The organism is Enterobacter sp. WI-ESBL-E8, from assembly GCF_053364895.1.
The window spans coordinates 3,501,654-3,519,737 of sequence record NZ_JBRWXJ010000001.1; the positions used below are offsets into that span (position 1 = coordinate 3,501,654).

The following is an 18,084-nucleotide window of genomic DNA, read 5'->3' on the forward strand; positions in this document are numbered from 1 at the left end:
AAATTATTTAAAAAAATCCCTCTTGTCACCCCCTATTTTTAGGCGTACATTAGCGCCGTCTGGCATCAGGAAAGCACAGAATTCTGAGCTGGAGTCGGCGGCGTAACGGGAAAATTCTCATTTCCGTTTTGACCGGATTTCAGTTCTCTATACTCAGGTGGACTCTGTTTTTAAATGCGTACCACAAGATACGCGGAGCGATGAAACGTGAAATATTTCTTTATGGGCATTTCGGTGATTGTTTTAGTCTGGGCCGGAACCTTTGCCCTGATGATCTAGTGAAGAACATGCTGTCAAAAAAACAGGAGCCATCGGCTCCTGTTTTTTTATGTCATGACGACGCGGGGGTTTCAGCGACGCTCTTTGAGGAGAGTAGCCCGTCGGCCCGGAACATGCTCTTGATGCCCCTCACCGCCTGACGAATACGGTCGCTGTTTTCAATCAGGGCAAACCGCACATGGGTGTCGCCGTAATCACCAAAGCCAATGCCCGGTGACACACACACCTTTGCGTCCTGGAGCAGTTTTTTTGCAAACTCCAGGGACCCCATCGCCGCGTACGGCTCAGGAATTTTAGCCCAGACGTACATGGACGCTTTCGGCATTTCTACCATCCAGCCCGCTTCATGTAACCCTTTTACCAGCACGTCGCGGCGGCGCTTATACTGGGCAGCAATCTCGTGAACGCATTGCTGATCGCCCTCCAGAGCAGCGATAGCGGCAACCTGGAGCGGCGTGAAGGTGCCGTAGTCGTGGTAACTCTTAATACGCGCCAGTGCATTCACCAGCGTTTTGTTACCCACCATAAAGCCAATACGCCAGCCCGCCATGTTGTAGCTTTTCGACAGGGTAAAGAACTCTACCGCCACGTCACGCGCGCCCGGGACCTGCATAATCGACGGAGCTTTCCAGCCGTCATAGACGATGTCAGCATAGGCCAGATCGTGGACCACCAGCACGTCATAACGCTTCGCCAGCGCGACCACTTTCTCGAAGAAATCGAGCTCCACGCACTGGGCCGTTGGGTTCGACGGGAAACCGAGGATCATCATCTTGGGTTTCGGATAACTTTCGCGAATCGCGCGTTCCAGCTCGTTAAAGAAATCGACACCTTCCACCAGCGGCACGGAACGGACCTGCGCCCCGGCAATGACCGCGCCGTAGATATGAATTGGGTAGCTGGGATTAGGGACCAGAACCGTATCGCCATGATCCAGGGTGGCCAGCATCAGGTGTGCCAGCCCCTCTTTCGAGCCGATGGTAACAATGGCTTCACTTTCAGGATCGATATCAACCTGATAGCGATCCTGATACCAGCGCGAGATCGCGCGACGTAACCTGGGAATACCGCGAGACGTTGAGTAGCCATGGGTATCCGGGCGCTGGGCAACCGTGCAAAGTTTCTCAACAATGTGCGGTGGCGTTGGGCCGTCAGGGTTACCCATACTAAAATCGATAATATCTTCGCCGCGCCGACGCGCAGCCATCTTCAGCTCAGCGGTGATGTTGAAAACGTAAGGGGGGAGACGATCGATACGCGTAAAACGGCGTTCAGGACTGAATTCAGCCATAGATTCCTCAGATTAACGTTAGCGCCCGGACCGTCCGAGCGACGCTGCCACTGATGTGGCGTGTTTAGAAAATAACCTGAAAAAAATCATGCTGTCGAGAGGGAAATGAAAAAAAAGCGCTCGCAGTAAAACCGGAACCCGACTGCGTCTAAAAGCGGAAGCCTTTGTTTGAAGAACGCCTGTCTGGTAGCGGTTATTTAACATGATGATATCAAACCAGTTACCAGATGCCGCGCCGACAATAAAAAACCGGGACGCGTCAATCCCCGGAAGATAATCCCCTTTGTAAATTATGGTTTTTCCCCATTTGATAAACCTGACGGATAGCTGGTCAATCCGCACCAGGTTTTTTATCATGGTTCTTTCCCGTTTTCCCAGGTCTACTCGTGCACGAAATATTCACTATGCTGCTGGCGGTTTTTGACCGTGCGGCATTAATGCTGATTTGCCTGTTTTTCCTTATCCGCATTCGCCTTTTTCGCGAGCTGCTGCACAAATCTGCACACTCGCCAAAAGAGCTGCTGGCCGTTACCGCCATCTTTTCGCTGTTCGCCCTGTTCAGCACCTGGTCCGGCGTGCCGGTAGAGGGGTCGCTGGTGAACGTGCGCATTATCGCCGTCATGTCCGGCGGGATTTTGTTTGGTCCGTGGGTGGGCGTTATCACCGGTCTGATTGCCGGGACCCATCGCTACCTGATTGATATCGGTGGCGTAACGGCGGTGCCATGCTTTATCACCAGCATTATCGCCGGGGTGTTGTCCGGCTGGATCAGCCGCAAAATCCCGAAAAAACAGCGCTGGCGCGCCGGGATCGTCGCGGGCATGGTGTGCGAAACGCTGACCATGATCCTGGTGGTCGTCTGGGCCCCCACCACCGCACTGGGGCTGGATATCGTCTCGAAAATCGGTATTCCGATGATCCTCGGCAGCGTCTGCATCGGTTTTATTGTGCTGCTGGTGCAGAGCGTCGAAGGGGAAAAAGAGGCCAGCGCCGCACGTCAGGCTAAGCTGGCGCTGGATATCGCCAACAAAACGCTGCCGCTTTTCCGCCACGTTAACGCGGAATCGCTGCGTCAGGTCTGCGAGATTATTCGCCACGACATCCATGCTGATGCCGTCGCCATTACCAATATCGACCACGTTCTGGCCTACGTCGGCGTGGGGGAACATAACTATCGCGACAATGACGACACCATAAGCCCGACCACCCGACAGGCGATTAACTACGGGAAAATCATTATTAAAAACAATGATGAAGCACACAGAACGCCGGAAATCCACTCCATGCTGGTGATCCCGCTGTGGGAGAAAGGCGTCGTGACGGGCACGCTGAAAATTTATTATTGTCACGCGCATCAGATCACCTCCTCACTGCAGGAGATGGCCATTGGCCTGTCGCAGATTATCTCTACCCAGCTTGAAGTTTCGCGGGCAGAGCAACTGCGTGAGATGGCAAATAAGGCAGAGCTGCGCGCGCTGCAGAGCAAAATCAATCCTCATTTCCTGTTTAACGCCCTGAACGCTATCTCCTCTTCCATACGTCTTAATCCGGACACCGCGCGCCAGCTGATTTTCAACCTGTCGCGCTATCTGCGCTACAACATTGAGCTGAAAGATGACGAGCAGATCGACATCAAAAAAGAGCTGTATCAAATCAAAGACTACATCGCGATTGAGCAGGCGCGCTTTGGTGACAAACTCACGGTCATTTACGATATTGACGAAGAGGTCAACTGCGTGATCCCGAGCCTGCTTATCCAGCCGCTGGTCGAAAACGCAATCGTACACGGTATACAGCCCTGTAAAGGTAAAGGCGTCGTCACCATCAGCATCACCGAAAGCGGCAACCGCGTGCGTATTGCCGTGCGCGATACCGGCCACGGGATTGATCCAAAAGTCATTGAGCGCGTGGAGTCTAACGAGATGCCCGGGAATAAAATCGGCCTGCTGAACGTGCACCACCGGGTCAAACTGCTTTACGGCGACGGACTGCATATTCACCGTCTTGAACCGGGCACCGAAATTGCTTTTTACGTCCCGAATGAACGCTCTCTCGTTCATTCGACGACATCGCTGTTACCCCATGTGGAGTAACCCATGAAAGTCATCATCGTAGAAGATGAATTCCTGGCTCAACAGGAGCTAACCTGGCTTATCAAAACCCACAGCCAGATGGAGATTGTGGGCACCTTTGATGATGGTCTGGACGTGCTGAAGTTTCTGCAGCATAACCGGGTCGACGCCATTTTCCTGGATATTAATATCCCGTCGCTGGATGGCGTATTGCTGGCGCAAAACATCAATCAGTTTGCCCATAAGCCGTTTATCGTTTTCGTCACCGCGTGGAAAGAGCACGCCGTGGAGGCTTTTGAGCTGGAGGCATTTGACTATATTCTGAAGCCTTATCAGGAGTCGCGGATTGTCAGCATGCTGCAAAAGCTGGAGGCCGCATGGCAGCAGCAGGCTGCGCCCGCGAACGCCAGCCCAGCGGTACGGGAAAACGACACCATAAACCTGGTCAAAGATGAGCGCATCATCGTGACGCCGGTCAATGACATCTACTATGCCGAAGCCCATGAAAAGATGACGTTTGTCTATACGCGGCGGGAATCTTACGTGATGGCGATGAACATCACCGAATTTTGCAGCAAGCTGCCGGCGGCACACTTTTTCCGCTGTCACCGATCGTTCTGCGTGAATTTAAACAAAATCCGCGAGATCGAACCGTGGTTTAACAACACCTATATTTTGCGCCTGAAAGATCTTGATTTTCAGGTGCCGGTGAGCCGCAGCAAGGTGAAAGAGTTCCGCCAGTTGATGCACCTGTAAAGAAAGCGCCCCCTCCTGCCGGAGAGGGCTCTGTGTCAGAGGATTTGACCGAGAACCTGACGCAGGTGGGCACCCGAGCCAAGCAGGCCGGGATTATCATGCACGATCAGATAAACCGGAATGTCCTGCACATAGCTTCTGAAACGGCCTTTATCTTCAAACCCGCCGCGGAAGCCTGATGCTTTAAAGAAGTCGAGGAAGCGCGGCACAATGCCACCTGCGATATAGACCCCCCCGAAGGTACCCAGCGTCAGCGCCAGGTTGCCGCCGAAACGTCCCATGATCACGCAGAACAGCGACAGCGCGCGGCGGCAATCAATGCAGCTGTCCGCCAGCGCGCGTTCGGTGACGTCTCTCGGCTGCAGGTTTTCCGGCAGCCGACCGTCCGATTTCACAATCGCACGGTACAGGTTCACCAGCCCCGGACCGGAAAGCACGCGCTCGGCGGAGACGTGGCCGATCTCAGCGCGTAATTCTTCGAGGATAATGCCCTCTTCTTCGCTGTTTGGCGCAAAGTCCACGTGGCCGCCTTCACCCGGCAGGCTCACCCAGCGCTGAGCCACATGCACCAGATGCGAAACGCCCAGACCTGTACCGGCCCCGTAAACCGCAATCGGCTTGCCTTCGACCGGTTCGGCGCCGCCAAACTGGATCAGATGCTCTGGCTTCAGCATCGGGATCGCCATGGACACCGCGGTGAAGTCATTGATGATTTCAAGATGCGCAAAACCGAGGTTTTTTTTCATCTCGGCGATGGAGAATGCCCAGGTATGGTTGGTCATTGCGACCCAGTCGCCGGTTATCGGGCAGGCGATCGCGATGCAGCCGTCTTCAACGCTCACCTGCTGCTCTTCCAGGTAGACGCGGACAACGACCTCAAGGCTTGGATAATCCAGTCCTGAGTAGGTTTTCGCCCGGGAAATTTCACCGCTACTTACATCGCATAATGCGAGGCGCGCGTTCGTGCCGCCCACATCGCCTACCAAAGCATACTTTGTCATTCTTCTACTGCTCCGCTAAAGTCAGAATAAATCTTTTGGGACACTGTAAGTTCAAGGCGTGATAACAACAACGACCGGAAGGTGAATGCCCATGGATTATCGATCTTCGTCACAGAATAACTTTACCGTTTCAGCACCTTTTGCACTATTGCCATAAAGCTGATTGTGCAAAGTAACGTCATTGCGTTTTGTACAAGGAAATCATCATGCTCCACCCGCGAGCCAGAACCATGCTGTTGCTGGCCATTCCGGCGTTAATCATTGGCGTGGCCTCAAGCCTGGTGCTCATTGTCGTGATGAAAGTCGCGTCGGTGCTGCAAACGATGTTATGGACAGCGCTTCCGGTAAAACTGGGCGTCACCGCTGATTCCTCTGCCTGGATCATCCTGATGCTGACGTTGACCGGCATTGCGGTGGGCCTGGTCATCCGTTTTAGTCCCGGGCATGCCGGCCCCGATCCGGCGCAGGAACCGCTGATTGGTGCCCCGGTAACTCCTTCCGCGCTGCCGGGGCTGATTGTTGCGTTGATTATCGGCCTGGCAGGCGGCGTTAGCCTGGGGCCTGAGCATCCGATTATGGCGGTGAATATTGGCCTGGCAGTTTTCCTCGGTTCACGCATTTTGCCCCGCGTTGGCACGCTGGACTGGACCATCCTCGCCTCAGCAGGCACCATCGGGGCGCTTTTCGGCACGCCCGTTGCCGCGGCACTGATCTTTTCCCAGACGCTCAGCAGCAATAACGATGTTCCGCTCTGGGATAAACTGTTTGCTCCGCTGATGGCCGCAGCCGCCGGGGCGCTGACGACCAGCCTGTTTTTCCATCCCCATTTTTCCCTCTCCCTGCCCCACTACGGCCAGATGCAGATGGCCGATATTTTCAGCGGTGCCGTCGTTGTCGCGATTGCCATCGCGCTGGGCATGGTGGCGGTATGGTGCCTTCCACGCCTGCACCGGCTGATGCATAAACTCAAGCACCCGGTATTGATTCTGGGTATCGGCGGTTTGATTCTCGGGGTTTTAGGGGCAATCGGCGGGACGGTGACGCTGTTTAAAGGTCTGGACGAGATGCAGCAGCTGGCCTTCAGCCAGGTGTTTAGCGTATCGGATTATCTGCTGTTTGCCGTGATAAAACTGGCCGCGCTGGTGGTGGCTGCGGCCTGCGGTTTCCGCGGCGGACGCATCTTCCCGGCGGTCTTTGTCGGCGTAGCGCTGGGGCTGATGCTGCACGAACACGTCGATGCCGTTCCGGCAGCGATTACCGTTTCCTGCTCAATTCTGGGGCTGGTGCTGGTGGTCACGCGCGATGCCTGGCTGAGCCTGTTTATGGCCGCCGTAGTGGTACCGGATACCACCCTCATCCCGCTACTTTGCATCGTGATGTTGCCCGCCTGGCTCCTGCTGGCGGGCAAACCGATGATGATGGCCTGGCGAAACGACAGGTGATCAGGCGCTGTTGCGCGCTTCCAGCGCTTTAGTAAGCGCACCCAGCAGCGGCGGGATGTCTGCTTTCGGCAGCATCACCTCAATCAGCGAGAGCCGCTCGTGGTGCGCTACTTTTTCAAGGACGTCCGCCAGCTGCTCCGCCTCGCTGACCCGCCAGCACTGGGCCTGAGGATCGAGGCTAAGCGCCTGCGGAATTTGCGTCCAGTTCCACAGCGCAATGTCGTTATATCGCTGCTCTGGTCCGTGGATTGCCCTTTCCACCGTATACCCTTCGTTGTTAAGAACCAGAATGATGGGGCGCTGTTTATCCCGCAGCATCGAGCCGAGCTCCTGGATGGTGAGCTGCGCCGCGCCGTCCCCCGTCAGCACAATCACGCGCCGGTTCGGGCAGGCCGTTTGCGCGCCGAATGCCGCTGCCAGCGTGTAGCCAATCGACCCCCACAGCGGCTGGACGATAAAGTTCACGTCTGCCGGAAGTCGAAGATCGATCGCGCCGAAGGCCGAAGTGCCCTGATCCGCAAGAATAATGTCTCCCGGGCGAATAAACGTTTGCAGCGTTCTCCAGAAATTCTCCTGCGTCAGCGAGCCGTCCGGCTGCGGGTAGGCCATTGCACTTTGAGACGACGGCGCAGGCGTACCGTGCACGTGCTGCTTGCACAGTTCCACCAGCGTCTCAATCGCCTGAAGCATAGGAATACCGGTAAACCAGATATCCCCGACGCGGGCGGCATGAGGCTGAACTTCTATCGTTTGCGACGGGGTCAACTGGTGAGTGAAGCCAGCGGTCAGGGTATCGGTAAATCGCGTGCCGATGCACAGCACCGTATCCGCCCCTTCAATCGCCTCTTTTACCGCGCCGGCGCTTGCAGAACCGCTGTACGTCCCGTAAAAACCCGCGTGACGCTCGTCAAATATGCCTTTGCCCATCAGCATGGTGGCGTGCGCCATCGGCACTTCTTTGACCCATTTCTGTAGTGCATGTTTCAGTCCATGGCGCAGGACAAGGAAATCGGCCAGCAGCGCAGTACGCTTGCTCATGGCCAGCTTGCTCTCGGCGGCATCCCGGAACGCCTTCAGGCAAGCGCTATCGGCATGCGCATGCCTGAGAGTGAGAGCGTTTACAGGAGGCGTGGCGGCTTTTTTTGCCACATCGGCAGGCAGCATCAGATAGCCGGGGCGACGTTCCCGGAGCATGGTAGTTAACACCCGATCAATCTCATAGCAGGCGTTTTGTTCGGTCAGGATCGCCTGTGCGGCAGTGATCGGTTCGCTCATATGGTAAAAGTGACGAAACTCACCGTCACCCAACGTATGGTGCAGCAGTTCCCCTCGCTGCTGTGACGCCATGCCTGGCGCCCCCACAATATGCAGTACCGGCACGTGCTCGGCATAGCTGCCCGCAATGCCGTTCATGGCGCTTAACTCTCCTACGCCAAATGTCGTCAGCAGCGCGGCGAAGCCCTTACATCGGGCATATCCGTCAGCGGCATAAGAGGCGTTTAACTCGTTGGCACAGCCCACCCAACAGATATCTGGGCTGTCTATCACGTGGTCGAGAAACTGCAGGTTATAGTCGCCCGGCACGCCAAACAGATGATCGGCTCCACAATCTGTAAGACGGTCCAGCAGGTAATCGGCGACGCAGTATGGGGTACGCATGAACAGGTATCCTTCTAATGTTGACCTCACCTTGAGTATTAAAGAAGCGTGATGGCTGTCCAGAATTGGCGCTAAGAAGGGCATGGAAAGAATGCTTTACAAAAAATGCTGCGCTATGCTGCTTTTTTTCACGTTAATGTAAACGCATACACTGATTTTTCTCTTCAGCGCCAGAGGTCATAAGAATGGGTTATCAGCCGAACAAAAGTCGTTATCAGACAATGGAGTATCGCCGCTGCGGGCAAAGCGGACTCAGATTGCCCGCCATCTCGCTTGGGCTGTGGCATAATTTTGGCGATACCACGCTTATCGAAAACAGCCGTCAACTTTTACAGCGCGCGTTCGATCTGGGTATTACGCATTTCGACCTTGCCAACAACTATGGCCCGCCACCGGGATCCGCCGAACGTAATTTCGGACGGATTTTGCAGGAGGATTTTCTGCCCTGGCGCGACGAGCTGATCGTTTCAACCAAAGCGGGGTATACCATGTGGGATGGCCCGTATGGCGACTGGGGGTCACGCAAATACCTGCTGGCAAGCCTGGATCAAAGCCTGAAGCGCATGGGGCTGGAGTATGTAGATATCTTTTATCACCACCGTCCCGACCCACAAACGCCGCTGCTGGAAACCATGAAAGCGCTTGACCACGCGGTGCGTCAGGGAAAAGCCCTGTATGTCGGGTTATCCAACTACCCGGCCGATCTGGCCCGCCAGGCGATTGATATCCTTAATGACCTCGGAACCCCCTGCCTGATCCACCAGCCGAAATACTCCATGTTTGAGCGTGCACCGGAAGCGGGATTGCTGGACGTATTGCAGGAAAAAGGGGTTGGCTGTATTCCCTTCTCGCCGCTGGCCGGGGGACAACTGACCAACCGCTATCTGGACGGCATTCCCGCAGACTCCCGCGCGGCAAGCGGCAGTAAGTTCCTCAACCCGGAGCAGATTACCGAAGAGAAGCTGGAGAAGGTAAGACAACTCAACGCGCTGGCGGAAGGCAGAGGCCAGAAGCTGTCGCAGATGGCGCTGGCCTGGATATTACGCCACGAATCGGTGACGTCTGTACTGATTGGCGCGAGCAAAGTCGCCCAGATTGACGATGCCGCGTGTATGCTGGAAAACCGCCATTTCTCCGCCGAAGAGCTGGCCCGTATTGAAGCCATCCTGAGCGGCTCAAAATAAAATCACTTTTAGCAAAAAGTGCTCTTACTCAGGAATTCGGAGTTGAGGCGATGAAACGAGCCTTTACCAACTCGTAATATTGCGTTAACAGGCCCATCAAAGGCCCCGATCGTGAAGGAGAAAGAGTATGTTCAGGTCACTGATTCTTGCAGCGGTATTACTGGCTTCATCAGCCCCGCTGATCGCCACTGCGGGCGAAATCACCCTGTTGCCATCAGTAAAATTACAAATTGGCGATCGTGACGACTACGGCAGATACTGGGACGGTGGCTACTGGCGCGACCGTGACTACTGGCATCGTCACTATGAGTGGCGCGGCGATCGCTGGTGGAAACATGATAACGGCAGACACCGTGGCTGGTATAAAGACAAAGCGTATGAGCGCGGTTACCGTGAAGGCTGGAACGATCGTGACGACCGCCGCGGCGGCTGGGGTCACGGCAAAGGCCATGGTCACGGCCATCATCACTAATCAAAAAGGCGCCACGCGGCGCCTTTTTTTGTTAAAGCCCCAGCGCGGTTCCAATCAACAGCCACAGGTTCAATGCCACCACCACCACCACAATGGCCCATCCGGCCCGTTTTACCAGCGTTGAGTTGACCAGCTCGCCCATCAGGGTTTTGTTGCTGGTAAAGATCAGCAGCGGCACCAGCGCCAGCGCGATACCAAAGCTCAGCAATACCTGGCTCATAACCAGAATTCGTGTGGGATCGAGCCCCATCAGAATCACGATAAATGACGGCAGCATGGTGACGGAGCGACGCACCCACAGCGGAATATGGAACCGGACAAATCCCTGCATCACCACCTGGCCTGCCAGCGTGCCCACCACCGTCGAAGACAGACCGGCGGCCACCAGGCTCAAACCAAATATCGTGGCGGCTGCATGGCTCAGCAGCGGCTCCAGCGTGAGATAAGCCTGGTCAAGATCGGCGATGCCGGTATGGCCGTTAAAGTGGAAAGCGGCGGCTGCGGTAGCCATCATCGCCAGATTCACAAACCCCGCGATGGTCATGGCGATAGCCACATCCCACTTGGTTGCGGAATAACGTTCTTTACGCGTCCCACCGTGGAGATGCTGGGTCAGGGAGGAGTGCAGGTAAATCACATGCGGCATGATGGTCGCCCCCAACACCCCGGCGGCCAGGAACACCGCTTCCGAGGTTGGCAGGCTTGGGATCACCATCCCTTTACCGAGCTGCGCCAGATTCGGTTGGGAGAAAATCAGCTCGACGATGTAGGCCGCCGCGACAAACAGCAGCAGACCGCCGATGACCTTCTCCAGCGGTTTTTGACCGCGACGCTGCAGCATCAGGATCAGGAACGTGGCAATCCCGGTCAGTACCGCCCCCTGCAACAGCGACACGCCCAGAATCAGCTTAAAGCCGATCGCCGCGCCGATAAATTCAGCGAGGTCCGTTGCCATGGCGATGATTTCCGCCTGAACCCAGTAGAGCCAGACGGCCGGACGCGGATAATGGTCGCGAATTTGCTCCGCCAGGTTTTTACCGGTGGCAATCCCCAGCTTTGCGGAGAGCATCTGAATCAGCATTGCCATCAGGTTAGCCCAGACAACCACCCACAGCAGCTTATAGCCGAAGCTGGCCCCGGCCTGAATGTTGGTCGCAAAGTTACCTGGATCGATATAGCCAATGGCAGCGATGAACGCAGGTCCCATTAATGCGAACCGCAACTTGCGCGCTGCTCTGCTACTGCTACCCTCTACGCGACTGTTTGTCATTTCTGCCTCTGAAATATAGCCTTTGCTATGTTTAATGCTATCAAAATGAGAATGATTATCAAGATCATTTGCGAAGTTTACAGTGATTTCTCTGATAGCTTTGAACGATAGACGGGCGGGTAAGCGGGGGCGATTTAACAGAAAGCGAAATCGCGCGCTCTTTTGTGAAGACTAGCACACAAACTTAACTTTTCACTCATTTACCTAACATAACAAAAATGTATTGTGGATCACTATTTTTGAGACTCGTCACAGGATGTAACTATAGTGTGTCCTTGATCTCGTTTTCTTTTCGCTTGTTACATAGAATGTGCACGAAAATTAAACCTGCCTCATATTTGGAGCAAATATGGACCGCGTCCTTCATTTTGTCCTGGCACTTGTTGTCGTTACTGCACTTGCATTGCTGGTCAGCACAGACCGCAAAAAAATTCGTATTCGTTATGTTGTCCAGCTGCTGGTCATTGAAGTTTTACTTGCGTGGTTCTTCCTGAACTCCAACGTCGGCCTCGGCTTCGTGAAAGGCTTCTCCGAAATGTTCGAAAAACTGCTCGGATTCGCCAACGAAGGGACGAACTTTGTCTTCGGTAAAATGAACGACGAAGGTCTGGCGTTCTTCTTCCTGAAGGTTCTGTGCCCAATCGTCTTTATCTCCGCGCTTATCGGTATTCTGCAGCACATCCGCGTTCTGCCGTTCGTTATTCGTGGAATTGGTTTCCTGTTATCCAAAGTGAACGGCATGGGTAAGCTGGAATCATTCAACGCCGTAAGTTCCCTGATCCTCGGTCAGTCTGAGAACTTCATCGCGTATAAAGATATTCTCGGCAAAATGTCCCGCAACCGCATGTACACCATGGCAGCAACCGCAATGTCTACCGTTTCCATGTCTATCGTGGGCGCGTATATGACCATGCTGGAGCCGAAGTATGTTGTTGCTGCGCTGGTTCTGAACATGTTCAGCACCTTTATCGTTCTGTCACTGATCAACCCGTACCGCGTTGACGCCAGCGAAGAAAACATCCAGATGTCCAACCTGCATGAAGGCCAGAGCTTCTTCGAAATGCTGGGTGAATACATCCTGGCCGGTTTCAAAGTGGCGGTTATCGTTGCCGCTATGCTGATCGGCTTCATTGCGCTGATTTCTGCGCTGAACGCCCTGTTCGCTGCGGTGCTGGGTATCTCCTTCCAGGGAATTCTGGGCTACATCTTCTACCCTGTTGCATGGGTGATGGGTGTTCCGGCTCACGAAGCGCTGCAGGTGGGCAGTATCATGGCGACCAAACTGGTTTCTAACGAATTCGTTGCGATGATGGATCTGCAGAAAATCGCCAGCACGCTTTCTCCGCGCGCGGAAGGCATTCTGTCCGTGTTCCTGGTCTCCTTCGCGAACTTCTCGTCCATCGGTATCATCGCCGGTGCGATTAAAGGTCTGAACGAAGAACAGGGTAACGTGGTTTCTCGCTTTGGCCTGAAACTGGTTTACGGTTCTACCCTGGTGAGCGTCCTGTCTGCTTCTATCGCGGCACTGGTTCTGTAACGTTTACCGTTAAAAAAAACCGGGAGCCTGGCTCCCGGTTTTTTTATGCCCGTAATTCTTCCAGCGGTTTGGGTTTGCCTATCAGATACCCCTGCAGGTAGTCCACACCAAAGCGGAGCAGCATCTCGCGCTGCGCCGGTGTTTCTACATATTCAGCAACTACGCACAGCGATTTTGTCTTCGCCAGATTACACATTGATTGCACGATCATCGCATCCATGTCATCGGTACAAATGTCTTTCACAAAGCAGCCGTCAATTTTAATGATGTCCGCCTGCAGGCGTCTGAGGCGCTCATAGTTCGCGTAGCCCGTACCAAAATCATCAATGGCAATCCGGAAACCGTAATCCCGCAGTTGCTGGAGATTGCTGATACTGCTTCCTGAATTAGAGAAGGCCTGCTCCTCGGTGATTTCAAGAACGACGGCCTGAGGCGCGATACCGTACTGCTCAAAGAGCGCGCAAATCTCGCCAGCGACCTCTTTTTGCATCAGCGTTAGCGGCATCAGATTGACGGAGAAGCGGGCACCGGCCTGCGTCGCAGGATGATCGCGCAGCCACGCCAGTAATTTTTCCATGACGTACATATCGAACCGGTGGCTCAGGTTGAACTGGGCAATCAGCGGAATAAAGCGATCGGGGGTAATCATCTCTCCCTCGCTTTCCATACGCGTCAGGATTTCGTAGTAACCGCTGCCGTCGGCCTTCTGGATGGGCTGTGCGTATAAATGGAACTGACCGGCCTCCAGGGCATGCTTAATCCGCGCCAGCATCAGCACGCGCTCAGTCGTTTGTCCTGATGCCGCTTCGATGCTATTCGTGAGCGCAAGAACGTTGTGCTCGCCGCAGGATTGCTCAGCCAGCCAGCTCAGTTGCCCCAGCGTGTGGTGCAGCTTTTCACCGTTTTCAACCATTCCCCAGGACGCGCCAAACTCGATATCCAGCCCGGTATTGTTCCAGAAAATCTTGCGGCTGTTCAGCCGATCGACCATATGCTGGAGACGTTCAGCGATTCCCGGCCCCAGTAATACCAGCACCAGCTCGCTTCCCGGAAGCTGGAAGAGCGCTTCATCTTTTTGCAGAAGCGGCTGAAGCGACGCGGCAATCGTTCGTTTGCAATGGACCCGCATGAGGATCCCGTAGTGGCGGCTCAAAAACTCCAGATTATCCATACGCAGAATACTTACTTTTGCATCCGGGTGAATCTCAAGATGATCCTCCAGCGCGCGAATATTGGGCAAACCGGTCAGCGGATCGGTGAGCGCCCTGTTCTGCCATCCCCGCTTCAGCCACTCGCTGCGCTGGTAAATTCGCGACATGTAAAGCAAACAGATGGCGAAAGAGATAAGTACGGAGAGGATAAAGGAGAGCGAATGGCCCGATTCCACCCCGTTAAGAAAGTTGTAGTTGTAGGACAACAGCAGGAGTGCAGATGCGGCCCACAGCAGAGAGATAAGCGCATAGGTCAGGCGACTTATCGCTAAGGTAAAAAGAATAAAAATCAGCGGCATCAAATAGCCCGCAATGACGGGTGATTCAAATGGACCGCATAAAATGACGAGAATGAAACTTAAAAGCATCAGCCAGACAAAAATATATAATGAATTCTTGTGGAAAAACACGGGCTTCACGCTTCGCCGCCAGAAGTTCATCGCGTAACGAGGATTAATTATCATTCTTAATGGGTAATAGAACATCATGGTAAAAATCAGCGCCGCGCATATCAGGCTTTGTATATCCACAACGTTATAAATTACCGTTCCTTCGCCGAAAAATGTGGAAATAGTCACCGGAAAATCAAACAAATAGCCCGCCATATACATCGACAGCTTAATACCTATTGGTACGATAAAACCGAGCCAGAATATACGTAAACCGATGTGCTTGTTGGGGATGCAGTAACGCCAACGCTTGCCCAGCATGAGGCGCAGAAGGCCGCACGCCGCGAACAATGCAAAGGTCTGACAAAACAGTAATACTGTATATTGTAGCGGTGCTAAATTAACATAAAATAAATTAGTGACACTAAAACCTAACAAAATGGGAAGAATGGCCCTGCGTCCAAATAGCAGAATTACCGCCAGCATAACGCTTAGCGGTAACCATGCTAAATAAACGTCGTGACCATTTACAATTGCGCGGGGAGAGAGATAACGGGAGATGGGTACCGCAATCAGGCAAAGTGCCAGGGCAATCATAAATATCTTTACATTATTGTAAGTTTTTCTATTCATTAATCAGGGGCGTTATTTTCCGGGGGAATCATTGACCGGATGGATAATAGGTTTATTAATTGCGCGAATCAAGTTCAAGTCTATTTATAGACTGCTTTATTGATATCGATTGAGGTGAGGTACAGGAATATCTTCTTTTTGATAACAAAAAGTGGGGACGGGTGTTACAAACAGATAAAAAAACCCTCGTCTTTCGACGAGGGTTTACAATTTTGGTGGAGCTAAGCGGGATCGAACCGCTGACCTCTTGCATGCCATGCAAGCGCTCTCCCAGCTGAGCTATAGCCCCACATGTTACTTTACTGACCGCACTCTGTTGGGTTCAGAGTTTGGTGGAGCTAAGCGGGATCGAACCGCTGACCTCTTGCATGCCATGCAAGCGCTCTCCCAGCTGAGCTATAGCCCCATCGTAAAGCTGTCATGTTGACGGGCGGCATAATATGAATTCCGCTGCGGAGTGTCAACGGCAAAATCAATGGCCGCAGTTCAATCGCCGAAAAATCATGCAAATGAATCACTTTGCGAGCCTTCTCGCAGTCATGAGTTAAGCCTGTCACGTTTTCAGCTAAAACGGTGCTATAAAATGAGCCGTTAATTAACCCCACGAATATTCAGGAAATTGCATGATCAAGGAACGAATGACGCCAGAAGAGTTAGCCCTGCTCACTGGCTATAGCCGCCAGACCATCAATAAATGGGTACGCAAAGAGGGTTGGATTACATCGCCAAAACCAGGAGTCCAGGGCGGGAAAGCGCGCCTGGTGCATGTGAACGAAAAAGTGCGTGACTTTATCCGCAGCGCACGTCGTGCAACGGAGACGTCCGAACTGCCGGCAGGCACCAGCCATGACGGTTCGCTTCACACCCTACTCCTGACGCTGGCCAATGAAATGACGCCGGAAGAGCAGAAGCAGATGACATCGCTGTTGCTGCGGGAAGGGATTACCGGATTATTGCAACGTTTAGGGATTCGCGATCAGAACTGATATGAGAAGATTACGTAGCAAAATGACCACGGAAGAGCTGGCGGAAAGTTTGGGCGTTGCCAGGCAAACGGTTAATCGCTGGATACGCCAGCAGGGATGGAAAACCGAAGGACTCAACGGCGTGAAGGGCGGTCGGGCGCGGCTCATCCATGTTGATGCGCGCGTGAAGGAACATATTATGAGCCTCCCGGCGATCCGAAACCGTCAGGCGGTTTACCATCTCGCTGAAGTCACCTCTTCCTACAGCGAACCATCTTCAAACCTGCGTCCGGGCATTCTTGAGACCCTGGAAAGTATGACTCAGCCAGAGCAGAAGCGTCTGGAAGCCTTTTTGAAACGCGAAGGGATACGCGGTTTTCTTACGCGTCTGGATATTGCTGAATGATACCCATAAAAAAACGGCAGGTAACCCTGCCGTTCTTCCTATCGAGGACTTAATTACTGCTGATTTTCGCGTTCAGCAATAAAGTCCAGCGCCTTGTTAATGCGCGCCACGCTGCGTGACTTGCCGATGGCATGAACCGTCACATCCAGCGCCGGGGACTGCCCCGCACCGGTCACCGCAACGCGCAGCGGCATACCGACTTTACCCATGCCGACTTCCAGCTCGTCCGCCGTCGCCTGAATGGCGTGATGGACATTCTCAGCGGTCCACTCCGTAATGGCAACCAGTTTGTCACGCACCACTTCCAGCGGCTGACGCGCAACCGGACGCAGGTGTTTCTTCGCGGCGTCCGCGTCGAACTCGTCAAACTCTTCATAGAAGTAGCGGCAGCTTTCAGCAATCTCTTTCAGCGTTTTGCAGCGCTCGCCGAGCAGTTTCACCAGATCCGCCAGCTCAGGACCGGTGCGGGTATCAATATTTGCCTGTTCGATGTGCCACTGCAGGTACGTCGCCACATATTCTGGCTGCATGGTATTGATGTAATGGTGGTTCAGCCACAGGAGCTTGTCAGTATTAAACGCGCTCGCTGATTTGCTCACTGAGCTCAGAGAGAACAGTTCGATCATCTCTTCGCGGCTGAAGATCTCCTGGTCGCCGTGGGCCCAGCCCAGACGCACCAGGTAGTTCAGCAGCGCTTCCGGCAGATAGCCGTCATCGCGGTATTGCATAACGCTTACCGCACCGTGACGTTTAGACAGTTTCTTGCCGTCGTCGCCGTTGATCATCGAAACGTGCGCGTAGACCGGAACAGGCGCATTCAGCGCCTTCAGGATGTTGATCTGGCGCGGGGTATTGTTGATATGGTCTTCACCACGGACAACGTGGGTAATTTCCATATCCCAGTCGTCAACCACGACGCAGAAGTTATACGTTGGGGAACCATCGGTGCGGCGGATGATCAGGTCATCCAGCTCCTGGTTGCTGAACTCGATCGGGCCACGGATCTGGTCGTCAAAGATCACAGATCCCTCTTGCGGGTTAGCAAAACGCACCACGCAAGGCTCATCAGCAGCATGCTCGCTGTGGTCGTGGCGGCAGCGGCCGTCATAACGCGGCTTTTCACCGTTCGCCATCTGCTCTTCACGCAGCGCATCCAGACGCTCTTTGGAGCAGTAGCATTTATATGCCGTGCCCGCGACCAGCATCTCATCAATGACGGCGTTATAGCGGTCAAAGCGTTTGGTCTGGAAATACGGACCTTCGTCCCATTCCAGATTCAGCCAGTTCATCCCATCCATAATGGCTTCAATTGCTTCCGGCGTGGAGCGCTCAAGATCGGTGTCTTCAATACGCAGCACGAACTCACCTTTGTTGTGGCGTGCAAACAGCCAGGAATAGAGAGCGGTACGTGCACCACCGACGTGCAGATAGCCTGTCGGGCTCGGCGCGAAGCGAGTTTTGATTTTCATGAAATGGCCTTACGTTATAAAGATGCCGGCAATCGGCAAATCCTGGGG

16 protein-coding genes and 2 tRNA genes are annotated in these 18,084 nt (G+C 53.9%); 9 read left to right on the forward strand and 9 right to left on the reverse strand.

Annotation, left to right across the window (positions count from 1 at the left end):
- Positions 1–207: 207 nt before the first annotated feature.
- A complete protein-coding gene (gene ypdK, locus ACWHWP_RS16550; protein ID WP_099458937.1) occupies positions 208–279 on the forward strand; it encodes a membrane protein YpdK in 72 nt (23 codons plus the stop codon).
- Between the two features lie 52 nt (positions 280–331).
- Here the strand turns inward: ypdK and alaC are convergent, their stop codons facing one another.
- Together alaC and ACWHWP_RS16560 are read right to left on the reverse strand one after the other, a co-directional pair.
- Entirely contained in the window at positions 332–1,570 is a 1,239-nt protein-coding gene (alaC, locus tag ACWHWP_RS16555) for an alanine transaminase (RefSeq protein WP_047346661.1), read from the reverse strand.
- A gap of 18 nt (positions 1,571–1,588) precedes the next feature.
- Positions 1,589–1,927 (reverse strand): hypothetical protein, encoded by a 339-nt coding sequence (locus tag ACWHWP_RS16560; RefSeq protein ID WP_059312877.1) that lies wholly within the window; start codon positions 1,925–1,927, stop codon positions 1,589–1,591.
- 29 nt (positions 1,928–1,956) lie between these two features.
- Between ACWHWP_RS16560 and ACWHWP_RS16565 the strand changes: the two genes are divergently transcribed.
- Positions 1,957–3,663 (forward strand): sensor histidine kinase, encoded by a 1,707-nt coding sequence (locus ACWHWP_RS16565; RefSeq protein WP_059312878.1) that lies wholly within the window; start codon positions 1,957–1,959, stop codon positions 3,661–3,663.
- A 3-nt stretch (positions 3,664–3,666) separates the two neighbouring features.
- Positions 3,667–4,398: a LytR/AlgR family response regulator transcription factor gene (locus ACWHWP_RS16570; RefSeq protein ID WP_047346663.1), complete on the forward strand. Its 732-nt coding sequence runs from the start codon at positions 3,667–3,669 to the stop codon at positions 4,396–4,398.
- A 35-nt stretch (positions 4,399–4,433) separates the two neighbouring features.
- On the opposite strand, the gene glk is transcribed toward ACWHWP_RS16570, so the two are convergent.
- Positions 4,434–5,399 (reverse strand): glucokinase, encoded by a 966-nt coding sequence (gene glk, locus ACWHWP_RS16575; RefSeq protein ID WP_447856030.1) that lies wholly within the window; start codon positions 5,397–5,399, stop codon positions 4,434–4,436.
- 206 nt (positions 5,400–5,605) lie between these two features.
- Here glk and ACWHWP_RS16580 point away from each other — a divergent pair, with 206 nt between their 5' ends.
- Entirely contained in the window at positions 5,606–6,841 is a 1,236-nt protein-coding gene (locus tag ACWHWP_RS16580; RefSeq protein ID WP_447856031.1) for an ion channel protein, read from the forward strand.
- On the opposite strand, the gene ipdC is transcribed toward ACWHWP_RS16580, so the two are convergent.
- Positions 6,842–8,500 (reverse strand): indolepyruvate decarboxylase, encoded by a 1,659-nt coding sequence (gene ipdC, locus ACWHWP_RS16585; RefSeq protein WP_447856032.1) that lies wholly within the window; start codon positions 8,498–8,500, stop codon positions 6,842–6,844.
- Positions 8,501–8,685: 185 nt separating this feature from the next.
- Here ipdC and mgrA point away from each other — a divergent pair, with 185 nt between their 5' ends.
- The gene (gene mgrA / locus ACWHWP_RS16590; protein ID WP_447856033.1) at positions 8,686–9,684 is read left to right on the forward strand and encodes an L-glyceraldehyde 3-phosphate reductase; all 999 of its coding nucleotides are present in this window, start codon (positions 8,686–8,688) and stop codon (positions 9,682–9,684) included.
- Between the two features lie 127 nt (positions 9,685–9,811).
- A complete protein-coding gene (locus tag ACWHWP_RS16595; protein ID WP_047346668.1) occupies positions 9,812–10,156 on the forward strand; it encodes a DUF2502 domain-containing protein in 345 nt (114 codons plus the stop codon).
- Positions 10,157–10,187: 31 nt separating this feature from the next.
- Here the strand turns inward: ACWHWP_RS16595 and ACWHWP_RS16600 are convergent, their stop codons facing one another.
- The gene (locus ACWHWP_RS16600) at positions 10,188–11,426 is read right to left on the reverse strand and encodes an Nramp family divalent metal transporter (protein ID WP_059312883.1); all 1,239 of its coding nucleotides are present in this window, start codon (positions 11,424–11,426) and stop codon (positions 10,188–10,190) included.
- Between the two features lie 349 nt (positions 11,427–11,775).
- On the opposite strand from ACWHWP_RS16600, the gene ACWHWP_RS16605 reads away from it, so the two are divergent.
- Positions 11,776–12,963 carry a NupC/NupG family nucleoside CNT transporter gene (locus ACWHWP_RS16605; protein WP_014884725.1) on the forward strand — a complete coding sequence of 396 codons (1,188 nt, stop codon included), beginning with the start codon at positions 11,776–11,778 and terminating at the stop codon, positions 12,961–12,963.
- Positions 12,964–13,006: 43 nt separating this feature from the next.
- Here ACWHWP_RS16605 and ACWHWP_RS16610 read toward each other — a convergent pair whose 3' ends face one another.
- The 3 genes from ACWHWP_RS16610 to ACWHWP_RS16620 form a co-directional block, all read right to left on the reverse strand.
- The gene (locus ACWHWP_RS16610) at positions 13,007–15,196 is read right to left on the reverse strand and encodes a sensor domain-containing phosphodiesterase (RefSeq protein WP_059312884.1); all 2,190 of its coding nucleotides are present in this window, start codon (positions 15,194–15,196) and stop codon (positions 13,007–13,009) included.
- A gap of 213 nt (positions 15,197–15,409) precedes the next feature.
- Positions 15,410–15,485, reverse strand: a tRNA-Ala gene (locus ACWHWP_RS16615).
- A 41-nt stretch (positions 15,486–15,526) separates the two neighbouring features.
- Positions 15,527–15,602 (reverse strand) — tRNA-Ala (locus ACWHWP_RS16620).
- Between the two features lie 217 nt (positions 15,603–15,819).
- Between ACWHWP_RS16620 and ACWHWP_RS16625 the strand changes: the two genes are divergently transcribed.
- Together ACWHWP_RS16625 and ACWHWP_RS16630 are read left to right on the forward strand one after the other, a co-directional pair.
- Entirely contained in the window at positions 15,820–16,182 is a 363-nt protein-coding gene (locus tag ACWHWP_RS16625) for a YfeC-like transcriptional regulator (protein WP_059312885.1), read from the forward strand.
- A 1-nt stretch (position 16,183) separates the two neighbouring features.
- Positions 16,184–16,567, forward strand: a complete 384-nt coding sequence (locus ACWHWP_RS16630; RefSeq protein ID WP_059312886.1) for a YfeC-like transcriptional regulator — start codon at positions 16,184–16,186, stop codon at positions 16,565–16,567.
- A 53-nt stretch (positions 16,568–16,620) separates the two neighbouring features.
- Here the strand turns inward: ACWHWP_RS16630 and gltX are convergent, their stop codons facing one another.
- Complete coding sequence (gene gltX / locus ACWHWP_RS16635) at positions 16,621–18,036, reverse strand: glutamate--tRNA ligase (protein WP_059312887.1); 1,416 nt, start codon at positions 18,034–18,036, stop codon at positions 16,621–16,623.
- Positions 18,037–18,084: the final 48 nt, after the last annotated feature.

Excerpts from the sequence above, each read along its gene's own strand:
- alaC (WP_047346661.1), bottom strand. The coding sequence starts at position 1,570 with ATGGCTGAATTCAGTCCTGAACGCCGTTTTACGCGTATCGATCGTCTC.
- ACWHWP_RS16560 (WP_059312877.1), bottom strand. The coding sequence starts at position 1,927 with ATGATAAAAAACCTGGTGCGGATTGACCAGCTATCCGTCAGGTTTATC.
- ACWHWP_RS16570 (WP_047346663.1), top strand. The coding sequence starts at position 3,667 with ATGAAAGTCATCATCGTAGAAGATGAATTCCTGGCTCAACAGGAGCTA.
- glk (WP_447856030.1), bottom strand. The coding sequence starts at position 5,399 with ATGACAAAGTATGCTTTGGTAGGCGATGTGGGCGGCACGAACGCGCGC.
- ACWHWP_RS16580 (WP_447856031.1), top strand. The coding sequence starts at position 5,606 with ATGCTCCACCCGCGAGCCAGAACCATGCTGTTGCTGGCCATTCCGGCG.
- ipdC (WP_447856032.1), bottom strand. The coding sequence starts at position 8,500 with ATGCGTACCCCATACTGCGTCGCCGATTACCTGCTGGACCGTCTTACA.
- mgrA (WP_447856033.1), top strand. The coding sequence starts at position 8,686 with ATGGGTTATCAGCCGAACAAAAGTCGTTATCAGACAATGGAGTATCGC.
- ACWHWP_RS16595 (WP_047346668.1), top strand. The coding sequence starts at position 9,812 with ATGTTCAGGTCACTGATTCTTGCAGCGGTATTACTGGCTTCATCAGCC.
- ACWHWP_RS16600 (WP_059312883.1), bottom strand. The coding sequence starts at position 11,426 with ATGACAAACAGTCGCGTAGAGGGTAGCAGTAGCAGAGCAGCGCGCAAG.
- ACWHWP_RS16605 (WP_014884725.1), top strand. The coding sequence starts at position 11,776 with ATGGACCGCGTCCTTCATTTTGTCCTGGCACTTGTTGTCGTTACTGCA.
- ACWHWP_RS16610 (WP_059312884.1), bottom strand. The coding sequence starts at position 15,196 with ATGAATAGAAAAACTTACAATAATGTAAAGATATTTATGATTGCCCTG.
- ACWHWP_RS16625 (WP_059312885.1), top strand. The coding sequence starts at position 15,820 with ATGATCAAGGAACGAATGACGCCAGAAGAGTTAGCCCTGCTCACTGGC.
- ACWHWP_RS16630 (WP_059312886.1), top strand. The coding sequence starts at position 16,184 with ATGAGAAGATTACGTAGCAAAATGACCACGGAAGAGCTGGCGGAAAGT.
- gltX (WP_059312887.1), bottom strand. The coding sequence starts at position 18,036 with ATGAAAATCAAAACTCGCTTCGCGCCGAGCCCGACAGGCTATCTGCAC.